The organism is Acinetobacter sp. 22301, assembly GCF_052045285.1.
In the GTDB taxonomy this organism is placed as follows: Bacteria; Pseudomonadota; Gammaproteobacteria; order Pseudomonadales; family Moraxellaceae; genus Acinetobacter; species Acinetobacter pittii.
Window position 1 is genome coordinate 64,545 of the sequence record NZ_JBQEOR010000013.1, and the last position, 19,949, is coordinate 84,493.

20 protein-coding genes and 1 riboswitch are annotated in these 19,949 nt (G+C 39.8%); of the genes, 12 read left to right on the top strand and 8 right to left on the bottom strand.

All coding sequences use genetic code 11. From position 1 onward, the window contains the following. The first annotated feature begins 16 nt into the window (after positions 1 to 16). Complete coding sequence (ftsW, locus tag ACTJJH_RS16275; RefSeq protein WP_005079447.1) at positions 17 to 1,213, top strand: putative lipid II flippase FtsW; 1,197 nt, start codon at positions 17 to 19, stop codon at positions 1,211 to 1,213. A gap of 53 nt (positions 1,214 to 1,266) precedes the next feature. Here the strand turns inward: ftsW and gluQRS are convergent, their stop codons facing one another. The 6 genes from gluQRS to ACTJJH_RS16305 all read right to left on the bottom strand — a co-directional run bounded on the left by gluQRS (position 1,267) and on the right by ACTJJH_RS16305 (position 7,737). Further along, complete coding sequence (gene gluQRS / locus ACTJJH_RS16280) at positions 1,267 to 2,250, bottom strand: tRNA glutamyl-Q(34) synthetase GluQRS (protein WP_440601454.1); 984 nt, start codon at positions 2,248 to 2,250, stop codon at positions 1,267 to 1,269. A 2-nt stretch (positions 2,251 to 2,252) separates the two neighbouring features. Continuing rightward, positions 2,253 to 2,789 (bottom strand): RNA polymerase-binding protein DksA, encoded by a 537-nt coding sequence (gene dksA, locus ACTJJH_RS16285; protein ID WP_002121205.1) that lies wholly within the window; start codon positions 2,787 to 2,789, stop codon positions 2,253 to 2,255. Positions 2,790 to 3,000: 211 nt separating this feature from the next. Continuing rightward, positions 3,001 to 3,813 (bottom strand): 3',5'-cyclic-AMP phosphodiesterase, encoded by an 813-nt coding sequence (cpdA, locus tag ACTJJH_RS16290; RefSeq protein WP_005804080.1) that lies wholly within the window; start codon positions 3,811 to 3,813, stop codon positions 3,001 to 3,003. A 4-nt stretch (positions 3,814 to 3,817) separates the two neighbouring features. After that, on the bottom strand, positions 3,818 to 4,444 hold the full coding sequence (locus ACTJJH_RS16295; RefSeq protein ID WP_057090106.1) for an NUDIX domain-containing protein: 627 nt from the start codon (positions 4,442 to 4,444) through the stop codon (positions 3,818 to 3,820). A gap of 75 nt (positions 4,445 to 4,519) precedes the next feature. Beyond that, on the bottom strand, positions 4,520 to 6,397 hold the full coding sequence (gene thiC, locus ACTJJH_RS16300) for a phosphomethylpyrimidine synthase ThiC (RefSeq protein WP_068529293.1): 1,878 nt from the start codon (positions 6,395 to 6,397) through the stop codon (positions 4,520 to 4,522). 88 nt (positions 6,398 to 6,485) lie between these two features. Continuing rightward, positions 6,486 to 6,620, bottom strand: a riboswitch (TPP riboswitch). Between the two features lie 34 nt (positions 6,621 to 6,654). Beyond that, positions 6,655 to 7,737: a hypothetical protein gene (locus ACTJJH_RS16305; RefSeq protein WP_205666056.1), complete on the bottom strand. Its 1,083-nt coding sequence runs from the start codon at positions 7,735 to 7,737 to the stop codon at positions 6,655 to 6,657. Positions 7,738 to 7,844: 107 nt separating this feature from the next. Between ACTJJH_RS16305 and ACTJJH_RS16310 the strand changes: the two genes are divergently transcribed. The 4 genes from ACTJJH_RS16310 (at position 7,845) to phoU (ending at position 11,579) form a co-directional block, all read left to right on the top strand. Further along, the gene (locus tag ACTJJH_RS16310) at positions 7,845 to 8,426 is read left to right on the top strand and encodes a TetR/AcrR family transcriptional regulator (RefSeq protein WP_078210365.1); all 582 of its coding nucleotides are present in this window, start codon (positions 7,845 to 7,847) and stop codon (positions 8,424 to 8,426) included. Then, positions 8,419 to 9,324 (top strand): DMT family transporter, encoded by a 906-nt coding sequence (locus tag ACTJJH_RS16315; protein WP_440601455.1) that lies wholly within the window; start codon positions 8,419 to 8,421, stop codon positions 9,322 to 9,324. The genes ACTJJH_RS16310 and ACTJJH_RS16315 overlap by 8 nt, the downstream gene beginning before the upstream one ends. 95 nt (positions 9,325 to 9,419) lie before the next feature. Then, the gene (locus tag ACTJJH_RS16320) at positions 9,420 to 10,751 is read left to right on the top strand and encodes a TolC family outer membrane protein (RefSeq protein ID WP_130625931.1); all 1,332 of its coding nucleotides are present in this window, start codon (positions 9,420 to 9,422) and stop codon (positions 10,749 to 10,751) included. A gap of 105 nt (positions 10,752 to 10,856) precedes the next feature. After that, positions 10,857 to 11,579 (top strand): phosphate signaling complex protein PhoU, encoded by a 723-nt coding sequence (gene phoU / locus ACTJJH_RS16325; protein ID WP_000075183.1) that lies wholly within the window; start codon positions 10,857 to 10,859, stop codon positions 11,577 to 11,579. 304 nt (positions 11,580 to 11,883) lie between these two features. On the opposite strand, the gene ACTJJH_RS16330 is transcribed toward phoU, so the two are convergent. Then, the gene (locus ACTJJH_RS16330; RefSeq protein ID WP_000089995.1) at positions 11,884 to 12,153 is read right to left on the bottom strand and encodes an oxidative damage protection protein; all 270 of its coding nucleotides are present in this window, start codon (positions 12,151 to 12,153) and stop codon (positions 11,884 to 11,886) included. Between the two features lie 9 nt (positions 12,154 to 12,162). Next, a complete protein-coding gene (gene argH / locus ACTJJH_RS16335; protein WP_002121138.1) occupies positions 12,163 to 13,596 on the bottom strand; it encodes an argininosuccinate lyase in 1,434 nt (477 codons plus the stop codon). On the opposite strand from argH, the gene ACTJJH_RS16340 reads away from it, so the two are divergent. The 7 genes from ACTJJH_RS16340 (at position 13,587) to ACTJJH_RS16370 (ending at position 19,818) form a co-directional block, all read left to right on the top strand. Further along, entirely contained in the window at positions 13,587 to 14,726 is a 1,140-nt protein-coding gene (locus ACTJJH_RS16340) for a sensor histidine kinase (RefSeq protein WP_005065759.1), read from the top strand. The two genes, argH and ACTJJH_RS16340, sit on opposite strands and share 10 nt — an antisense overlap. A 60-nt stretch (positions 14,727 to 14,786) precedes the next feature. Continuing rightward, on the top strand, positions 14,787 to 15,527 hold the full coding sequence (locus ACTJJH_RS16345) for a LytR/AlgR family response regulator transcription factor (protein ID WP_311078172.1): 741 nt from the start codon (positions 14,787 to 14,789) through the stop codon (positions 15,525 to 15,527). A gap of 100 nt (positions 15,528 to 15,627) precedes the next feature. Beyond that, complete coding sequence (gene hemC, locus ACTJJH_RS16350) at positions 15,628 to 16,545, top strand: hydroxymethylbilane synthase (protein ID WP_031946766.1); 918 nt, start codon at positions 15,628 to 15,630, stop codon at positions 16,543 to 16,545. 3 nt (positions 16,546 to 16,548) lie between these two features. After that, entirely contained in the window at positions 16,549 to 17,316 is a 768-nt protein-coding gene (locus ACTJJH_RS16355; RefSeq protein WP_440601456.1) for a uroporphyrinogen-III synthase, read from the top strand. 8 nt (positions 17,317 to 17,324) lie between these two features. Beyond that, complete coding sequence (locus tag ACTJJH_RS16360) at positions 17,325 to 18,167, top strand: hypothetical protein (protein ID WP_032037672.1); 843 nt, start codon at positions 17,325 to 17,327, stop codon at positions 18,165 to 18,167. A gap of 9 nt (positions 18,168 to 18,176) precedes the next feature. Further along, on the top strand, positions 18,177 to 19,370 hold the full coding sequence (locus ACTJJH_RS16365; RefSeq protein WP_410560743.1) for a heme biosynthesis protein HemY: 1,194 nt from the start codon (positions 18,177 to 18,179) through the stop codon (positions 19,368 to 19,370). Positions 19,371 to 19,377: 7 nt separating this feature from the next. Beyond that, positions 19,378 to 19,818, top strand: coding sequence for an acyl-CoA thioesterase (locus ACTJJH_RS16370; RefSeq protein ID WP_002121251.1), 441 nt, complete (start codon positions 19,378 to 19,380; stop codon positions 19,816 to 19,818). The last annotated feature ends 131 nt before the right edge of the window (positions 19,819 to 19,949 follow it).

Below are 19,949 nucleotides of genomic sequence, written 5' to 3' on the forward strand. Positions count from 1 at the left end.
TGATTAGGAATGTAGTATGGCAGGCTTAGCTCAGACCACAATCCAGAAAATCAATCATTGGTATGAACGGATATTGCCTAAATGGCCAGCGGAAGTGACGCCACGTAATGTCCTGATTTTCTGTGTCGTTGCATTATTATGTATCGGTTCAGTGATGGTTGCATCTGCTTCGATGCCCTATGCTGAATATATGCATGAAAACCCGTTTCACTATGTGATTCGTCATGGTATTTCGATTGTCGCTGCGGGTGTAGTGGCTTATTTGACCTATCGAATATCACTGAATACGTGGTTTAAAAATACCTTCCCGCTGTGGTTATTAACCATGGTTCTGTTGCTTGCTGCTTTGGTGGTAGGTTCGGAAGTCAACGGTTCTACACGTTGGATTAAGATCGGTGGCTTTACCTTGCAGCCAACCGAGGTTGCCAAAGTCATGATGGCAATCTTTACCGCAGACTACGTTGTGCGCCGTGCCAAAGAGGTTCGTACTCATTGGAAAGGCTTATTGCGTTTAAGTGGGGTTATGGCAATCACGGTCGGTTTAATTATTGCTGAGCCTGACTTAGGGGCAACAGTCGTTATTGTCATGATGATGGTTGGTGTGTTCTTTTTAGCGGGCGCGCCGCCAACTCAGTTCTTAATCATGCTTGGTGCGATTGTCACAGGTATTGTGTTTTTGATCTTATTTGAACCCTACCGTTTCCAACGTTTGATTTCATTTACTGACCCATGGGCAGACCCGTTGGGTGTGGGTTATCAGTTATCAAATGCATTAATGGCTTTTGGTCGTGGTGAATGGTTTGGTACAGGCTTAGGCCATAGCGTACAAAAACTATCTTATTTACCTGAAGCGCATACTGACTTTATGTTGGCAGTGCTAGGTGAAGAGTTTGGTTTCGTGGGTATTTCTATTGTTATTGGCTTGTCTTTCTTGATGCTGGCATGTTGTATCAAAATTGGTCACCGTGCTTTGAAACATCATTACCTTCGTGCAGGCTATTTAGCTTACGGCATTAGTATTATTTTCTTGCTCCAGATTTTAGTAAATGCGGGCATGAATATGGGTTTAATGCCGACGAAAGGTTTGACTTTGCCATTCATTAGTTATGGTGGTACGTCTTTAATGATGTGTGCTGCGATGATTAGCTTAATCTTAAAGATTGATGCTTCAACACAAGAAGTCAACCCAGAACGAGAAGAGTCGAACTTCTAATTGAGTATTTAGAAGTTTAAAAAGCCCGATTTGATATCGGGCTTTTTTATTATTTATAGATATGTTCCGCTGAGCTCTTGCCCATGGGGAATCAAATCAACATTCCACTGTGCTACAGCCTGTTTGAGCATCAGTCTAGGTTGATCTAAATCAACGTTGGGTTGTCCCAAGGCTAGTATCGCTTTTTGAAGTAATTCAGGCGCTTTTGATAAATCGAGTGCTTGAGCTAGATTTTGTTTAGAAAGCTTTTGCCCTTGGTCATTCATTGCAAGGGGAAGGTGCATATAGCTCAGTTTAGGATAACCTAGAAGCTGGCCTAGCCAGATCTGACGTTCAGTGTTGTCTAATAAATCTGCGCCTCGAACGACATGGGTAATACCTTGTAGATAATCATCTACGACGACCGCAAGTTGATAGTTAATAATCCCATCACGGCGCTTAAGAACAAAATCTCCAAGATCGTGTTGTAGATTGGAGCAATGATGTCCTTGTAATCGGTCATCAAAACAGATCTGCTGATCTTGAACTTTTACCCGAATCGCTTGACCTTGAAAATCAAGATTGAGATCGCGACAAGTACCTGCATAGATTGCATTTGAACCAAGCATTTTGCGGGTACATTGACATGCATAGATAAGACCTTCTTTTTTGAGCTGGTCTAATACGCTTTCATAAATGTCTAAACGATTTTTTTGAAAGATGATCTCTGCATCGGGTTCGAACTGGAAGGCTTCAAGTGATTTGAGAATATGCTCTTCACTGCCGGGATAAATACGAGGGATATCTGTATCTTCGACACGAACCAGCCATTTGCCTTGATGGGCTTTTGCATCGCAATAGCTGGCAACAGCAGTAATGAGTGATCCAAAATGCAAAGGGCCGGTTGGCGATGGCGCAAACCGACCTGAGTATGAGCAGCGATTAAGCGGAACATTGTTCCGCAGCTGCGCAAGAGAAAAGCTATGCTTTTCTGGCAGGCGATTTAACTGCTGCACAACAGCCGAGTTGTGCTCGGCTGGAGAATTATCAACAGTCACAATTAACCGTTATTTTGCTTCTCTTTGATTTCTGCCAAAGTTTTGCAATCAATACATAACGTTGCAGTTGGACGTGCTTCTAAACGACGTAAGCCGATTTCAATACCACAAGTTTCACAGAAACCGTAGTCTTCATTCTTAATAGCTTCCATAGATTGTTCGATTTTACGAATTAACTTACGTTCACGGTCACGTGTACGTAATTCAATTGCAAATTCTTCTTCTTGGGTAGCACGGTCGTTTACATCTGGCAGTGCAGTTGATTCGTCTTGCATCGTATTTAAAGTACGATCAACTTCAGACATTAATTCAGCTTTCCATGCTTGCAGAATTTGTCGGAAATGCTCGAGCTGTCCTTCAGACATGTACTCTTCATTTTTCTTAGGTTGATAAGGTGCAATACCAAATAAACTTGCAGTTGTGCCTATGTCAGAAGTTTTAGGTTTCACTTTACGTGCACGTTTTGCAGAAGCTTTGTCACCTTCCACTACAACTTCTGTATGTTCATCCAAAACTTGGTTGTGGTTGTCATTCGCCATAATAGGGCATTCCTCATCATACACGTATTATCTATACGCAAAAAATATGGTGATATGCAAGTGTTTTTATAGAAAACCATCGATGGGATTTTCCCATCGGGTCGTCATCATATAGATTTTTCCTGCAAGATGATAGTCATTCCGACCCGTAAATATTTTCAAAACGTGTTTACCCCAGTCATAATTATATATAAGCATATAAGAAATAGGGCTAATAGCCTGAAATATCAGTGTTTATATGGCCTTGAAAATTTTCAAGACGGAAGACTTCGGTTTCAAAACTACCATCGTTTTTTAGACGAATGTAACGGTAGCCGGGAGCATTTTGATCTAAAGCAAAATCATTGCTAAAGGGTTTAAACTGCACACTTGTTGAGGGTGTAGAGAAAAATTCGATCCCTTGCCAAGTGTTTATTGAGTCCTGATGAACATGCCCGCAGACTAAAGCTTTTACATTTTTAAATGGAGCCAAGGTAGTAAGCAAGGCATTAGAATTTTGTAACTTGTGATGATCAATCCATTTTGACTTCATGGCAAAAGGATGGTGATGACAAGCCAGCAAAATCGGGTTATCTGCATACTCTTCAAGTAAATTCGTTAAGCTGTCTAGCTGTTCTGCTGATAGATGTCCATCAATATGACCTTTTACCGCACTATTTAATAAAATAACCCGCCAGTTCCCTAAGCAAATAACTACAGGTTCCTGATGATTCTCTTTATGCAATGGAAAATGGTCAATATTGTCATGATTACCTAAGGTCTGAAAAAAGGGGAGACCAAGCGTTTGCATATATTGAATATAACGGTTGTAGGTAATAGGCGTTGGTGCCTGAGCTAGGTCCCCAGTATGGATAATTGCATCAATTTCAGGATGTTTATTAAGTATTTGTTGAATAATGGCATGAAAGCTTTCTTCAGGATTCATACCCACAAATTCTAAGTGCGGATACTCCAATAGGTGGGTATCGGTAATTTGTATAATGACATGGTCTTTTTGTGAAAGTGTTGAGACTTGAAAAGTCACCGTCCTACCTCTTCGGGTTTATTATCGTTTTGCTGTGTTGGGCCAGCCATTGTAATGCCATAATGACAGGAGCATTTCTTAAACGTCCGCTGTCGAGTAGAGTCTGGATTTCACTATAATTAAATAAGTGTAATTGAATATTTTCACCCTCATCATCTACGCCAAATACACCCCCTTCAGCGGGTAATTCAGTTTCGGCAACATAGAGATGAAATAACTCTGAGCAAGCACCAGCTGACGGGTAAAAGCTAAATAGACGCTCTAAATCTTGAACTTCGCAACCTGATTCTTCAAGGCTCTCTCGTCGAATACAACTTTCTGGCGATTCATCACCATCTAACACGCCTGCAATTATTTCCAGCTGCCATGGGGATTGAGAGTCATCTAAAGCCCCAACACGGAACTGTTCAATCAGTGCAAACTGTTGTTTTTGATCGTTGTAGAGTAGTACGCCAGCTGCTTCAGGCCGATGAACGAGTTCACGCTGCAATACATGAGTATATTCAGATTGATTAAATAGACGATGTCGAAGGCTGACTTTTTCAACTTGAATAAAACCACGGAATAGAGATTCACGTGATGTTACTTCGACATCTTTAGATGTATAACTTGGACGTTCAACAATACTCATGATTCGGTCAGGACGAAATCTATTTATTTCATCCTAACCGAGAATCAGGGCTAGGCAAGTGTTTTTTTTGAATATTTACACTTTATGATACAGTTTTTGACCTTGTTCCTGATAAACCTCTTTCATCGCTTTGAGGCCTTCTTCAACCTCTGAATTGCTATTAGTGAGGTTGTTGGCATAGTCACGAACATTCTGGGTGATTTTCATCGAACAGAATTTTGGTCCACACATTGAACAGAAGTGAGCAGATTTATGAGCCTCTTTTGGTAAGGTTTCATCATGCATGCTACGCGCTGTGTCAGGGTCTAAACTTAAGTTGAACTGATCATCCCAACGGAATTCAAAACGAGCTTTTGATAAGGCATTATCACGTACCTGTGCACCTGGATGTCCTTTCGCAAGATCGGCAGCATGTGCTGCAAGCTTGTAGGTAATAATTCCGTCTTTAACATCTTTTTTGTTTGGTAGACCCAAATGCTCTTTCGGTGTGACATAACAAAGCATTGCTGTGCCATACCAACCAATCATGGCTGCACCAATTGCAGAGGTAATGTGGTCATAACCCGGAGCGATATCTGTTGTTAATGGCCCAAGTGTATAGAATGGCGCTTCTTTACACACTTCTAGCTGAAGGTCCATGTTTTCTTTAATCATGTGCATTGGTACGTGACCAGGGCCTTCAATCATGACCTGAACATCATGTTCCCATGCACGGTGAGTCAGTTCACCTAATGTTTTAAGTTCGCTGAACTGTGCTTCGTCATTTGCATCTTGAATACAGCCCGGACGTAAGCCATCACCTAAGCTAAATGAAACGTCATAAGCTTTCATGATTTCACAGATTTCATCGAAATGAGTGTATAAGAAGTTTTCTTCATGATGCGCTAGACACCACTGCGCCATGATTGAACCACCACGCGACACAATACCTGTTAAACGGTTTGCTGTAAGTGGCACATAGCGAAGTAATACACCTGCGTGAATCGTGAAGTAGTCAACACCTTGTTCGGCTTGTTCAATCAGTGTGTCTTTGAAGATTTCCCAAGTTAGGTCCTCTGCAACACCATCAACTTTTTCAAGTGCTTGATAGATTGGCACGGTGCCGATTGGAACAGGTGAGTTACGAATAATCCATTCACGTGTTTCATGGATATTTTTACCTGTCGACAAGTCCATAATGGTGTCGGCACCCCAACGGGTTGCCCAAGTCATTTTCGCAACTTCTTCGTCAATTGAAGAGCCAAGCGCTGAGTTACCAATATTGGCATTAATTTTAACCAAGAAATTACGACCAATAATCATTGGCTCAAGTTCTGGGTGGTTAATGTTTGCAGGAATGATCGCACGGCCTTCGGCAACTTCTTGGCGAACAAATTCAGGTGTAATTTCTTTTAAATTTTTTGCACCAAAGTTCTGTCCAGCATGCTGACGCATATCAACACCTTCACGCTGGCGTTGATTTTCACGAATTGCAATATATTCCATTTCAGGTGTGATGATACCTTGCTTGGCATAGTGCATTTGAGTGACATTTTTGCCTGCTTTAGCACGGCGTGGATTTTGAATATGGGCAAAACGAATATCAGCGGTACGAATGTCTTTTAAACGTTCCTGACCAAATTTTGAGGTCAAGCCAGAAAGTACGTCAGTATCGTTACGTTCTTCAATCCAGTTTTGGCGAACTGAAGGTAAACCTTTGTCTAAATCAATTTGAACATTTGGATCTGTATAAACACCTGAAGTGTCATATACCATAACAGGAGGGTTATGTTCACCGCCAAGACCGGTAGGGGTGTCGGTTAAAGAAATTTCCCGCATTGGAACCTGAATATCAGGGCGAGAGCCTTCAATATAAACTTTTTTAGAAGCGGGTAAGATGCGAGTTAAATCTTTTGCATCTTGTTCATGTTGTGCTGAAATTTCAGCAGAAGAAAGATTCGTTAACTGGTTCATCACATGATCCTTATGAATAACATCAACGAATCAAGCACGACCAAAAACGATGGCGGATTTATCTTTGCTAGATAAATTTAAGGCTTAAGTTTTCAGATGGCTTGATTCCTACGCAGGTCTTAACCTGATCAGGTTCAACGGTACTTGTGATCAAACTTGTGTTGCGATAACACGGAATTTACACAATCTCAGCGAGCTATTACTCGCGCTCCGTCAAGCGATTTACAGACTAACATGTTTTAGGTTGGCTGGCATTGTCAATTTGTATCTATACAAACTGCATCCATATGGCAGTCACGATAGACTTCCGTGTTCCATGGCGAATCAAATTTTAAGAGCTGCTCAAGTTGTTCATGAGTCATCTGATAATTTGATTTTTTATCGCCATTTTTATCAGTTAAATCTATTTTAAATTGCTTATTGCGCTCATCGATAGGCGTAGCAATAAATTTAAGAAACAGTTGAGCGGGTTTCGCTAGACTCGACTCGTTTTGTGTAGACAAAAACCGAATTTGTTGAAGAGCATCTTTATCAAACCACGTATTCGGTGCATATTCATCTGACACGGGCGTATTGTCTAAGCCAAAGAAAATAAAATAACGATATTCATTAAATAGTAGTTTTGCATCACCAATAAAGTGGCTCTTTGGATACTTTTGAATAAACTTTTCCCAAAATAATGCGCGTTCAGTGAGCTCTTTCCATGAAATAGCCAAAGCACCATCGTTATAAAAAATATCCTGATTGTCTTTCGCCATACGAGTTAAAAACTCTTTTTGGTCCGCGGGTAAGGACTTAGAAAAAACGTCAACTAAATAGCTTGGCTGGCGTCGATAGGTAAACATGCCTTCACCTTGATAGAGAAGTTCAATGTAGGCTTGGCCTTCATGTTGAAGTAAATATTGATCACGTGGGCTCAGTTGGGCGAAGAGCTTTTTCTGACTTTGAATAACCTTTTTAAGGTCTTGTTTCTGTTCTAAAACGGCATAGCCAAATGCTTCAAAAGCTCTCCCTGTTTTTTCAGTGTAGTCTTGTTTTAGAAAACGTTGATACATGGCAGTTGATGCATCAATCAGCTTAAGCTGCTCATGATTTTTTAAAGAGGGAACACAGCTTTTAAGCTTTTCATTAATTTGATTTAAGTCCTCTATTTTGCTGTTTTGATTAATCGTGTGCATAGCTACCATAATTTGTAAGCAGCTACTGTCTTGTTTTTGAGTGGCCTTTTGCTCAGTTGGTTTTTGCTCTTTAGATACAGCCTGATCCTGCTCTGATGTTTTATTACATCCAGCTAAAAGTAGTGCGCTGCACATACTCATCATTAGAACTTTTTTCATCATTTTACTTTTATAAAATTTAATATTGCTCAAATTATAACGCTTAAAAAGATTGCATCATTGTTAGAAATCTTTATTATTAGGTAGGTCGGTCTACTTAAATTAAAGCTATGAATGATAAAACAGCAAGACAGAAAATTCTCGATGCAGCGGCAACCTTGTTTTATAACGATGGCATTACGGCAACAGGAATCAACACAGTTACGGCTAAAGCAGATGTCGCGAAGATGTCGCTTTATAATAATTTTTCTTCAAAAGGAGATCTTGTTGATGCTTACATTACTGCACGCCATCAAGAGTGGCTTGACCTCTATCAAAAGCGTTTAGAAAAAACAAAAACAGCGAAACAAGCCATTTTGGCTGTGTTTGATGCCTATCAAGACCATGCGGAATTTGCCTATGAAAAGGGCTTTCGAGGTTGTGGGTTGTTGAATGCTGCCGCAGAGTTTCCGGCGAATAGTGCAGGGCGTAGTTCGGTAAGGCAGCATAAAGAAGAAGTGGAAGGTATTGTTGCTGAGCATTTAAAAAAATTAATATCCGACTCACAGCGCGTTAACTATGTAGCCACCCAGCTTTCTTTTCTTTTAGAAGGTTCTATGGCACGAGCAGGCTTAGAAGGTAACAGTCGTCAACTCCTGTTAGCAAAACAAATGGCAGAAGATATTTTAAATAGAGAATGCCCACATGATTAGCCTCATTAAAAATAGTAGTTATGGAGGCACAATTGCGATTTTGTTTGCTTCTGTTTTGTGGGGAACAACAGGTACGGCGGCAGCATTTGCACCGACACTTGGCCCACTTGCTATTGGCGCTGTAGCGATGGGTGGTGGAGGTCTTTTACAAGCTTTGGTTGCATCACGAGCGATACGTGAAAACCGACAATTTATAAGAGAAAATCTTTCAATACTGCTTTTAGGCATAGCGGCGGTGGGTATTTATCCCTTGGCTTTTTATTCTTCAATGTATTATGCAGGCATTACGATTGGCACCGTTGTTTCAATTGGTACCGCTCCATTAATAGCAGCAATTTTAGAGCGATTTTTTGACCGCAAAGCTTTATCGGCTATTTGGTTTCTAAGTTTTGTGTGCGGTGTGCTTGGTGTAAGTATGTTATCGATGGGGGAAAGTCATGCGATCCAAGAGAGTACAAATCAATGGAGTAAATTCTTCGGTATTTTTCTTGGGCTGGTCGCTGCTACAACTTATTCACTTTATTCATGGGCTGCAAAAAGATTAATAGATCGGGGTGTTGCCTCTAAAGCTGCAATGGGCATGATTATGGGAGGCGGGGCAGTTATTTTGCTTCCTACTTTATTGGTTACAGGTGGAGGGTTATTGCATAGCTCAACCAATCTACTTGTGGCTGGTTATATGATGCTGATTCCTATGTTTTTGGGTTATTTACTTTTCGGTTTTGGATTAAAAACAGTAAATGCCAGCAAAGCGACCACCCTAACTTTATTCGAACCCTTAGTCGCTGCGATTTTTGCGATTGTTTTGGTTGGCGAGCATGTTTCATGGGTAGGTTGGATAGGCATGTTTTTGATTTTTATTTGTATTTTAATTTTGTCAAAAACTAAGAACGCTTAAAAAACTAAAACTTTTAATGGCTTGAGTTTGATTTGAATTTTTCTTAGTCTTAAGGACAAGTTTTATCGTTGATTTAAACAATGAAAATAAAATTAATGGTCGCTGTTGGCCTTTGGAGTTTTGCATCTTCGAGTTTTGCTTTAGATTTAGTTGAAGCTTATGAGCGCGCAAAACAAAATGACCCGACGTGGCAAGCCAATCAACAACAATATGAAGCAGATCAACTGAACTTAGGCTTAGCAACGGGGGCATTATTACCTACTGTCACATTGTCTGGAAACATTACCCGTAATCGACAAACTGTAAAACGTTCAAACTTTCCAGGCGTTGATCAAGAAGGCCTGTCAGATGCTTTGGTAAGTAGTACGTCAACGACTCGACAAGCGACTCTCACTGCACGTCAGCCATTATTTCGAATGGATGCTTGGGAAGGTTATAAGCAAGTTAAAACTTCGGTTGCCTTAAGTGAAATCACTTTAAGACTACAAAAACAAGATCATGTTTTAAATGTGGCAGAAGCCTATTTTAATGTGTTGCGTCAGCAGGCACTTAGTGTTGCATACTTACAAGAAGAAAAGGCTTTGCTTGAGCAGCTTAATATGATGAATGCCAAACTCAAAGAAGGGTTGGTGGCACGTAGTGATGTAAGTGAAGCAAATGCTCAATATCAAAATGCCAGAGCCAATCGTATTTCAACCAATGTTCAATTACTTTTAGCCCAAGAGCAGCTTTCTGAATATATTGGTTCTTATCAAGATAAACTTGCTGTACTGCGCAGTGATTTTAGTTTTCAAAAGCCTTATCCAGCAGAGCTTAATGACTGGCTTTCTTTGGCGCAGCAAAAAAACTTAAAAATTCAGCAAGCCCGCTTACAGCAAAAATATAGTGAGGACCAGCGCCGTGTCGAAAAGGCAGCGCTTTATCCTCAAATAGATGCTGTAGCAAGCTATGGCTATACTAAACAAACACCAGAGACACTCATTTCTACTGACGGGAAATTTGATCAGGTGGGGGTAGAAATGAACTGGAATCTATTTAATGGTGGACGGACCCGAACATCAATTAAAAAAGCCACTATTGAAGCCAGTAAAGCGCAGGCACAACTTGATGCAGCGATTCGCCGTGCCAATGTCGATGTGAAAAGTGCCTTTATGCAGGTCGATACAGATCAAGCCAAACTTGAAGCAAGAAAGGCCGCAATGGATTCATCTTCTTTGGTTTCTCAAGCTTCGAAAGCAAGTTATAACGAAGGCTTAAAAAGTATGGTTGATGTTTTATTGGCCCAGCGTAATGCTTTTTCTGCAAAACAGGATTATCTTAATGCTCAGTATGACTATTTATTGAATGTGCTTCGTTTAAAAGCTGCGGTAGGCCAGTTAGGTGAAAAAGATCTGGTTGAGCTTAATAGCTGGTTAACGTATCAGTAATAAAATGCTTCTATCTGAAATTTAATTTTGTCATAAAAACTTAATGATTGCTGTGTTTTAATGCTCAATCATTTTATTCCCGTGCCATCATGTTGGAGGCTTCCCTTGAGTCCGAGTAATCCGGTGTTAAGCCATCATATTTCTTCTCAATTTAATGAAGATTTGCAAGATGTAAACACAAAGTTTATGACCATGGGTGGCTTGGTCGAACAGCAGGTTGCAAATGCAATTCATTCTTTACTTGATACCGACGCAAATTTAGCGATTGATGTTCAATTTAAAGATAATGCAGTCAATCAATATGAACGTGATATTGATGAAGGCTTGACGCTAATTTTGGCGCGTCGTCATCCAGCAGCGATTGACTTGCGTATGGTTATTGCCATGAGTAAAGCCAATACTGACCTTGAGCGTATTGGTGACGAAGCTGCAAAAATTGCCCGTATTGCACAGAACCTTTGTGAAGAGGGTGGTTCACCACGTGGCTACATGGAAACACGTCATATTGGTAACCAAGTTCGTGTCATGATTCATGATGCTCTTGATGCTTTTGCGCGTTTAGATGCAGATCAAGCTTTACGTGTACTTTTAGCGGATGCTGACATTGACCGTGAATATCAATCAGCAACACGTACATTAATGACTTATATGATTGAAGACCCGCGTCATATTGCTCGTGTAATTAATGTCATGTGGGTCTTACGTTCATTAGAGCGTATTGGCGATCATGCTCGTAACATTGCTGAGCAAGTGATTTATATGGCCAAAGGCTTTGATGCTCGTCATACCAAAATTGAAGAAATTGAAGCTAAAGTCCACGAAAAGTAATTTTGAGCTGAAATAGTTAAAGGCCTTGTTTCAAACAAGGCTTTCTTATTTTTAAAATAATAGATAAAAAAATGTCCCGAACTTTGGGGGGAAGTTCAGGACAGAAAATCAAGTGCATAAACACGACAGGGATCGTGTTCTTCTTGCTATAGAGTGATATTAAGTTCTTCGCTTTTTGATGTCATGTAGAGTCCTGTGCGCTCTATGTAAGGCTTTTTATGTTTGTGTAAGTTTCACGTAAAAAAAGGCGGATCTATGTATATAGACCCGCCTTTTTAATGATGAGTAAGCTAAAACAAACCGATTATTCTGGTTTCCAGCCTTCAGCTTTTTCTACACTTTCATCATTATTGAAGAATTTTTCACGTTGTTCTTCCAGAAACTTTTTAGCTTCTGGTTCAAACACGTTTAAACGCTTTTCATTAATTAGCGTAGTTTGATGCTGTAACCATTCTTGCCATGCTTGCTTAGAAACATTTTCAAAAAAATCTTGGCCTTTAGCACCTGGGAAAGGGGCGAAGTCTAAACCTTCCATTTCCTTTTGATATTTACGGCAAAATACTTGGCGACTCATGTTTTATCCTTAAGCGTATAACTGTTCTAAACGTGTATGGGCACGCGCAATTGCAGCTTCAACCTGTTTTGGAGAAGTTCCACCAATATGATCACGAGCATTTACAGAAGCTTCTAGAGTTAAAGCTTTGTCAAACACATCTGCTGTAATTAAGTCAGAGAATTGCTGTAATTGCTCAAGTGTGAGTTCAGATAAGTCTTTTTCTTCCGCAACACCTAATGCAACAGCTTTACCTACAATTTCATGCGCATCACGGAACGCAACGCCTTTTTTCACTAAGTAGTCAGCAAGGTCAGTTGCAGTTGAGAATCCACGAAGAGCAGCTTCACGCATGATTTCAATATTTGGAACCAATGCAGGAATCATGTCTGCAAATGCCATGAGTGAACCACGAACCGTATCGATTGCATCAAATAAAGGTTCTTTGTCTTCTTGGTTATCTTTGTTGTATGCCAATGGTTGACCTTTCATGAGCGTAAGTAAGCTAATTAAGTCACCAAATACACGGCCAGATTTACCACGAATAAGTTCTGGAACATCTGGGTTTTTCTTCTGTGGCATGATTGAAGAACCAGTACAGAAGCGGTCAGGAATATTCACAAATTTGAACTGCGCAGAAGTCCAAAGAATGAGCTCTTCTGACATACGTGATAAATGCATCATGATAAGCGCAGCAGCAGCATTAAATTCGATGGCAAAGTCACGGTCAGATACAGCATCAAGAGAGTTTTCAGATACAGCTTCAAAACCTAAAAGTTCTGCTGTATAAGCACGGTCAATCGGATAAGTGGTACCAGCAAGAGCAGCTGAACCAAGTGGCATGCGGTTAACACGTTTACGGCAGTCTTGAAGACGTTCAGTGTCACGTACTAACATTTCAAACCATGCTAACAAGTGATGACCAAAAGTCACAGGCTGAGCAGTTTGTAGGTGTGTAAAGCCTGGCATAATTGTATTTACATTTTTGGCAGCCAAGCCTAACAAGCCTTTTTGTAAACGTTCTAATAATTTTAAAATATCATCAATTTCGTCGCGCAGGTAAAGACGAATATCAGTTGCAACCTGATCGTTACGGCTACGGCCTGTGTGTAATTTTTTACCTGTAATGCCAATACGTTGAGTCAAACGTGATTCAATGTTCATGTGAACATCTTCAAGATCGATGCGCCACTCAAAGTTTCCAGCCTCAATTTCTGAGCGAATGGTGCTTAAACCTTCAATAATGTCATCGCGTTCTGCTTCTGTGAGTACGCCAACTTTCGCAAGCATGGTAGCATGCGCAATCGAACCAGCGATGTCTTGCTTATAAAAACGTTGGTCAAACTGAACAGAGGCGGTAAATTCGGCTACAAAAGCGTCTGTCGCTTCAGAAAAACGACCACCCCACATACCTGAGGTTTGGTCTGGGGTTACTGAATTAGGGGGATTTGAAGATGTGGTCATGGTGGCTCAGTAAAATAAAAAAGAGTATATCACTTGCCGAAGCTCAACAAACAAAGTTGTTTCCTACAGCATACCGAAATCAAAATTCCTCCTATTTTTTTACGAAAAGCGGGCGTTGGCAACACTTATTCGAATTAATTATCGCAAGTAATGTTTTGGCACTGGTTTTGGCATTGGCTGAAGCGCAGTCTTGGCAAGCCTTAAGCGGGGGAAGGCTTTTTCAATACATCGTTTTTATTAACTGGGTAATATTGTCCTTTTTTGCATTGGTTGAACGCTTTCAAGGTTTTTTTAGCAGCTTACGTCAAGAATTTGCTTTGGCTATTGGTTTTGTCATGCTGCAAAGTATTGTTGTTTTGACCACTTTAATCAGTAATTTTTTTCAGTTTGGTCTTTTAAATAAACATGCTTCTTTAACGCAGGACTGGAGTGTTTATTTTACCAATGTACCTTTATATCTAAGCTATGGAATATTACTCGGGGCTTTCTGCTTACGTTATTTATATGTCAGGGAACAATGGTTGCATCAGCAATATGCCGAATTAAATGCCCGTATTCAGGCCATGCAAGCACGAATTCATCCTCACTTCTTATTTAATAGTTTAAATAATGTGGTGAGTTTAATTGCGATAGATCCAGATAAAGCAGAAAGCATGCTTATTAGTTTGTCGCGTTTATTTCGCGCGAGTTTCCAAGAATTAAAATTGGTGAGTCTGCATGAAGAAATCGAGCTGAGTAAACAATATTTAATGATTGAACAGGTCCGTTTGGGGGAGCGTTTAAAAGTAGATTGGAAGATCGAGCTTTCATCTGTGCAATTAAAACAGATCACTATTCCTTTATTGACATTACAACCCTTGTTAGAGAATAGTATTTTTCATGGGGTAGAACCAATGATGGGTAAAGCAACCATAGGGGTATTGGTTGAAATATTGCAAAATCAGGTCAGTATAGTCATTACCAACCCATATACAGACGATACAATAAATTCACGGAAAGGGCATGGAATCGCTCTTGAAAATGTTAAGCAGCGCCTGAAAGCGTATTATGGGAACACCGTTAGATTTCAGGTTTATAAAGGTGAAGCTTTATATACCACTATTATGAGCTATCAATATCAAACAAAATAATAAGTCAGTCAGAGTTAACCATAAAAAAATGGACCAAGTTAACGGTGACAAGGAGGATGAATGAAGGTGCTAATTTGTGATGATGAACCACTTGCAGTGGAGCGTTTATCACGTTTAGTTTCAAAGATGGGACATGAGGTTGTATCAACGGCTCATCATGGACAGGAGGCCTTGGAACAGGCACGGCTTCATCAACCAGATGTAATCTTACTTGATATTCAAATGCCAGGTATGAATGGGCTTGTCTGTGCAGAACAGTTAAGTCAGCTAAATCCTCGACCTGCGATTGTATTTTGTACCGCCTACGATCAGCATGCATTGGAAGCTTTTAAAGCTCAGGCTCAAGCTTATCTTCTTAAACCGATTGATCCGGTTGAACTTGAGCAAGCTTTAACTCAGCTAACCCAACTTACTCAAGCACAGCTCAGTGCATTACCGAATTCTGAGCTTTTACAAGATTTAAAAACACAGCGTCATCAAATTGCTGCAAAAACCTATCGTGGTGTTGAGCTGATTCCTGTTGAAAATATCTATTACTTTTTAGCAGATCAGAAATATGTCACTGTGAGACATAAAAATGGCAGTGTATTAATAGATGAAACATTGAAAGAGCTTGAAACCGAATTCGCAGATCAGTTTATTCGTATTCATCGAAATGCGTTGGTTGCAGTCGCATATTTAGATGGGTTGGAGCTGATCAGTTCGGGGCAATATCAGGTTAGATTGCGCGGTCTTGATGAAAGACTTTCAGTGAGCCGTCGACATTTGTCTACGCTTAGAGAGCGAATTCATCAGCTCTAAATTTAAAAGAGTTATCTTGGACTTGCGAGATTTTACTTGCAATTTTAAGGGATCAAGTTAAGTTTAGGGTGTATTGTTTGACCAGCCCATGCTTGAATTTATGAAAACCTTGAAAATTGCTACACGACAAAGCCCACTTGCTCTTTGGCAGGCAGAACATATTCGTGCCCGTTTAGAGGAGCTTCACCCTGATTTAACGGTGGAACTGGTTAAATTTGTCACGCAGGGCGATAAAATTTTAGATACGCCTTTAGCAAAAATTGGGGGCAAAGGGCTGTTCGTTAAAGAGTTGGAAGCAGCACTTTTAGATGGGCGTGCGGACTTAGCTGTACATTCAATGAAAGATGTCCCAATGGCTTTGCCTGAAGGTTTAACTTTAGCAGTAATTTGCGAACGTGAAGATCCGTTAGATGCTTTTGTTTCAAATCAGTTTGAAAAATTCGCTGATTTACCACAAGGTGCAAAAGTCGGTACCTCAAGTTTGCGTCGTAAATCTCAGATTTTAAAACAACGTCCTGATTTGCAAATTATTGACTTGCGTGGAAATGTTGGCACACGTTTGGCGAAGCTAGATGAAGGTCAATACGATGCGATTATTCTGGCCAGTGCTGGTTTGAAGCGTTTAGGTTTGTCAGAACGTATCCGTCATTGTTTGACACCAGATATTAGTTTGCCTGCTGTGGGACAAGGTGCATTGGGTTTAGAGTGCCGTGCAGCTGACCAAGATGTATTGGCTTTAATTCAACCTTTATTACACGAAGAAACTGATGTTTGTGTACGTGCTGAACGTGCATTTAATGCCTATCTTGAAGGCGGTTGTCAGGTCCCAATTGCAGGTTATGCCACACTGCAAAATGGTCAAATCCATATCGAAGGTCGTGTTGGAAGCCCTGATGGCCAAACATTATTACGTGCTGAACTGACAGATGAAGCCAGCAATGCTCATCAATTGGGCGAAAACCTTGCTCGAAACTTACTTGATCAAGGTGCTGGCGAGCTATTAAAGGCCCTCTACTAAACCATGCTGTTTATTAATACTCGACCTGATTCGCGTGCAGCTGAATTAACAGAAGCTTTGCAAAATGAAGGTTATCAGGTTGAGTCTTTACCTCTTTTAGAGCTCGTTGCTACCCCCTTTTCCGAACACTTACTTCAGCTTTACCAACAATTACTTAAAGCACAAGCTATTGTTGTCGTCAGCCCAACCGCTGTTGAAGTGGGTATGGAGTATTTAGTAAAAAGTGGTTTAAAAATTAGTGATTTAAAACATATTCAGTGGATTGCGGTAGGGCAAGCAACAGCCAATTGTCTAAACGAATATGGAATAGAAGCACATATCCCTGATGTTGAAACTTCTGAGGGGATGTTGAACCTACCTATTCTGCACAATATGCAACAGACGGGTAGTGTGGCTTTTTGGCGGGGAGAAGGTGGACGCCAATTTATGATGGAGACCTTGCAACAACAAGGAATTCAGATTTTAAATTTTGTTCTATATCATCGGCAGTGCCCAGAAGCTTCATATTCTACATTCAAACATCTGACACAGAATTCAAATTATAATTTAAATAAATGGCTCGTCTTAATTACCAGTGAAGCGAGCTGGAAATATTGGTTAGAGCTTTGTTCAAAAAATAATGTACAACCTGATGGCGTATATCTGGTTTTAGGACCTCGTCTTTTTCAAATTGTTAAAGAGTATCGCGATCAGCAACAGGCTCATTTTCACATTATTCAACTTGAAAATTTATCGCCTTCGGGGATGATTCATCACATTCAGGCATTATAAGGATTCGTATGAGAAAACTTGTTTCTATCATCATTTTACTGGGCGTAGCTTGGTTGGCTAAGCTCAGTTACGATATGTGGCAAATTTCTCGTACTGTTCCCGAGCTTAAACAAAGTCTGCTGCAATCAGAACAGCACTATGCCAATTTAAATGATCAATTGGTTGCTTTACAGCGACAGTTGCAGAATCAACCCGTAAGTACAGGGAATAAAGCGAGTTCAGTAGTTCAACCAGATGCTCCACCGACAGGTATTGCACCTACAGTTTTAATTAAACAAAAGTTAGATTTAATTCAATTTGCGATTGATCAGCAGCAGTTGATTTATGCAGTTGATCAATTAAATCAGTTACAGCAATCGCTTGTACACTATGAAATTGCTCCTGCATTGCAGCATAGCTTGAATCAATCGCTCGAGCAGGATAAACAGGTAGTTCAACAGTTCACTTTGGCTCAAAATCAACGCCATCAATTAATCGATGATTTATTACAGAACATTGATAAGAATATTCAACAAGCCTTAAGCCAGCCTAAACTTGAAATGGATCAATCCGAGACTGTGTCTTGGTGGAAAAAGTGGTTCCGTATAGAAAAAGTAGAAACGCCGTCTATTAATTTAATGAGTCGAAGCGTTGTGCTTAAAGAAGTGCAATTAAGATTGTTAATTGCCGAACAGGCACTCAATCAAGGAAAAATGACTGAGTATCAAAATGAGTTGCAATCTGTGATGCAAAAGTTAGATGAAATGCCTGATGCAACCAGTCAGCAGTTAAAAAAACGTATTGCTAAAGTGGCACATTTATCTGTGGTGCCAGTTCCTAAACTCTCTACACTTGGGCTAATCGGCTCATAAGGAGGATATATGAAACACCTCCTGTGGGTTTATTTCGTAATCAGCTTAATACTCTTTGCAGCCCTAGCTTTATTTAGTTATGGCTATGGAATGGGGTATGCCTATATTTACTGGCGGCAATTGCAGCTGCAAACAAATGTCTGGGGATTAACTCTTACTTTTGTAGTGATAAGTTTTATTGCTCAACTCTTGTGGCTGTGGATTAAACGTTATTCATCTCGTGAACAAAGAAAAAGTGAAAACATCTTCCAGTTTAAAAACCTTCATCCTTATGAACAATTAGGTATTGTTTGGTTATTAGAAGCGGCCGAAGATCAACGTGTATTTGTTGAACGTGTTTTTACTCAATCAGGGCTTTTAAAAAATATTATCGATGCCAAGTTTCTGGTTTTAAGTGGGGACTATCCAAAAGCATTGGCTGCTCTCGATCAATCACCACCGATGGCATTTGAATTGGCAGAGTTACAGCGAATTGAAATCTTTTTAGCCGAAAATGAAGCCGATCGTGCATTAACTCATCTCGAATTTTTATATCAACACCAGTTATCACCGTGGTTACAAGAAATAGAAACTGCTTACCAGCAAAGATTAACGGCTTTATGGGGGCAATTAGCGCTGCAACATCCATGGGTATATTTACGTTCTATGAAATACGGTTTGCTAGATGCAGAACACCGTGATTTATGGTTACAGCAGCTTCTTCAGCAATTTGACCAAGCGTCTATCGATGACTTACATGCCTTACAGCAACGTTATTTGGATTTAGAGTCTGAGATTCAAACTCGACCTTATAGCAGTAAGTTATTATGGCTAAAACTATTAGCACGTATGCCAGATATGAGCATGCAGCATGCGGCCTTAACGCTACATTTGTTAAAAGAGCAGTTTGACCCAGAAGTGTTTTATCTATGGTTTCAGCAACAGTTGCTTAAACAAGTTCCAGACTATGCCGATGTTGAAGAAAAAATTATTCAATTTGAAAATCAATATATGAATTTGCCAGTTTTAACCTTTGCAAAATGGCATGTCTATATGGCAACTGGACGTCAAACAGAAGCTGAAACATTATTATCATTATATCCAGATAATATTTTAATGAGCTATTTACGTATTAAGTCTACGCTTAAAGAAGATGACGTGTTAATCAAACAGTTAAATCTAATCTTTGAAAATGATGCAAATTTTTTAAAGTTTAAAATATGAGGTAAAAATGAAAGAACTGTCTGTCTACCCAGTAATATATGAACAGAAAGTAGCGTGGGGAGATATGGACGCTTTTGGTCATGTCAATAATGTACAGTATTATCGATATATTGAAAGCTCACGTATTTTATATATGGAAGCAATCAATATATTAACCCCACATTTATATACCGTTGTTGCTTCAAGTCAGTGTAAATATTTAAAGCCTGTTTTTTATCCTGACGTATTGAAAGTTGGTGTTCGCGTGGAAGAGCTCCGTAATAGCGCATTCCGTATGGCTTATATATTGTGGAGTGAAACCCAACAACAAATAGTCGCTACTGGTGAAGCTGTTATGGTGTGCGTAGATAAATTAACAGAACGAAAATGTGAAATACCACAGGAAATAAAACAAAAAATTATTGAGCTAGAAAAATCAGTTGGGCATGACTTAATACATTTATCTTAAATAAATATTAATAAAATATATTTCATTTATAATTGGTAATGTAATTAAAAGGTAATTTTTTTGGTTATTCTGATGAACACGGCTTTCAAACTATTGCTTATTGAATAGATTATAAATAATATTGGTCTTGA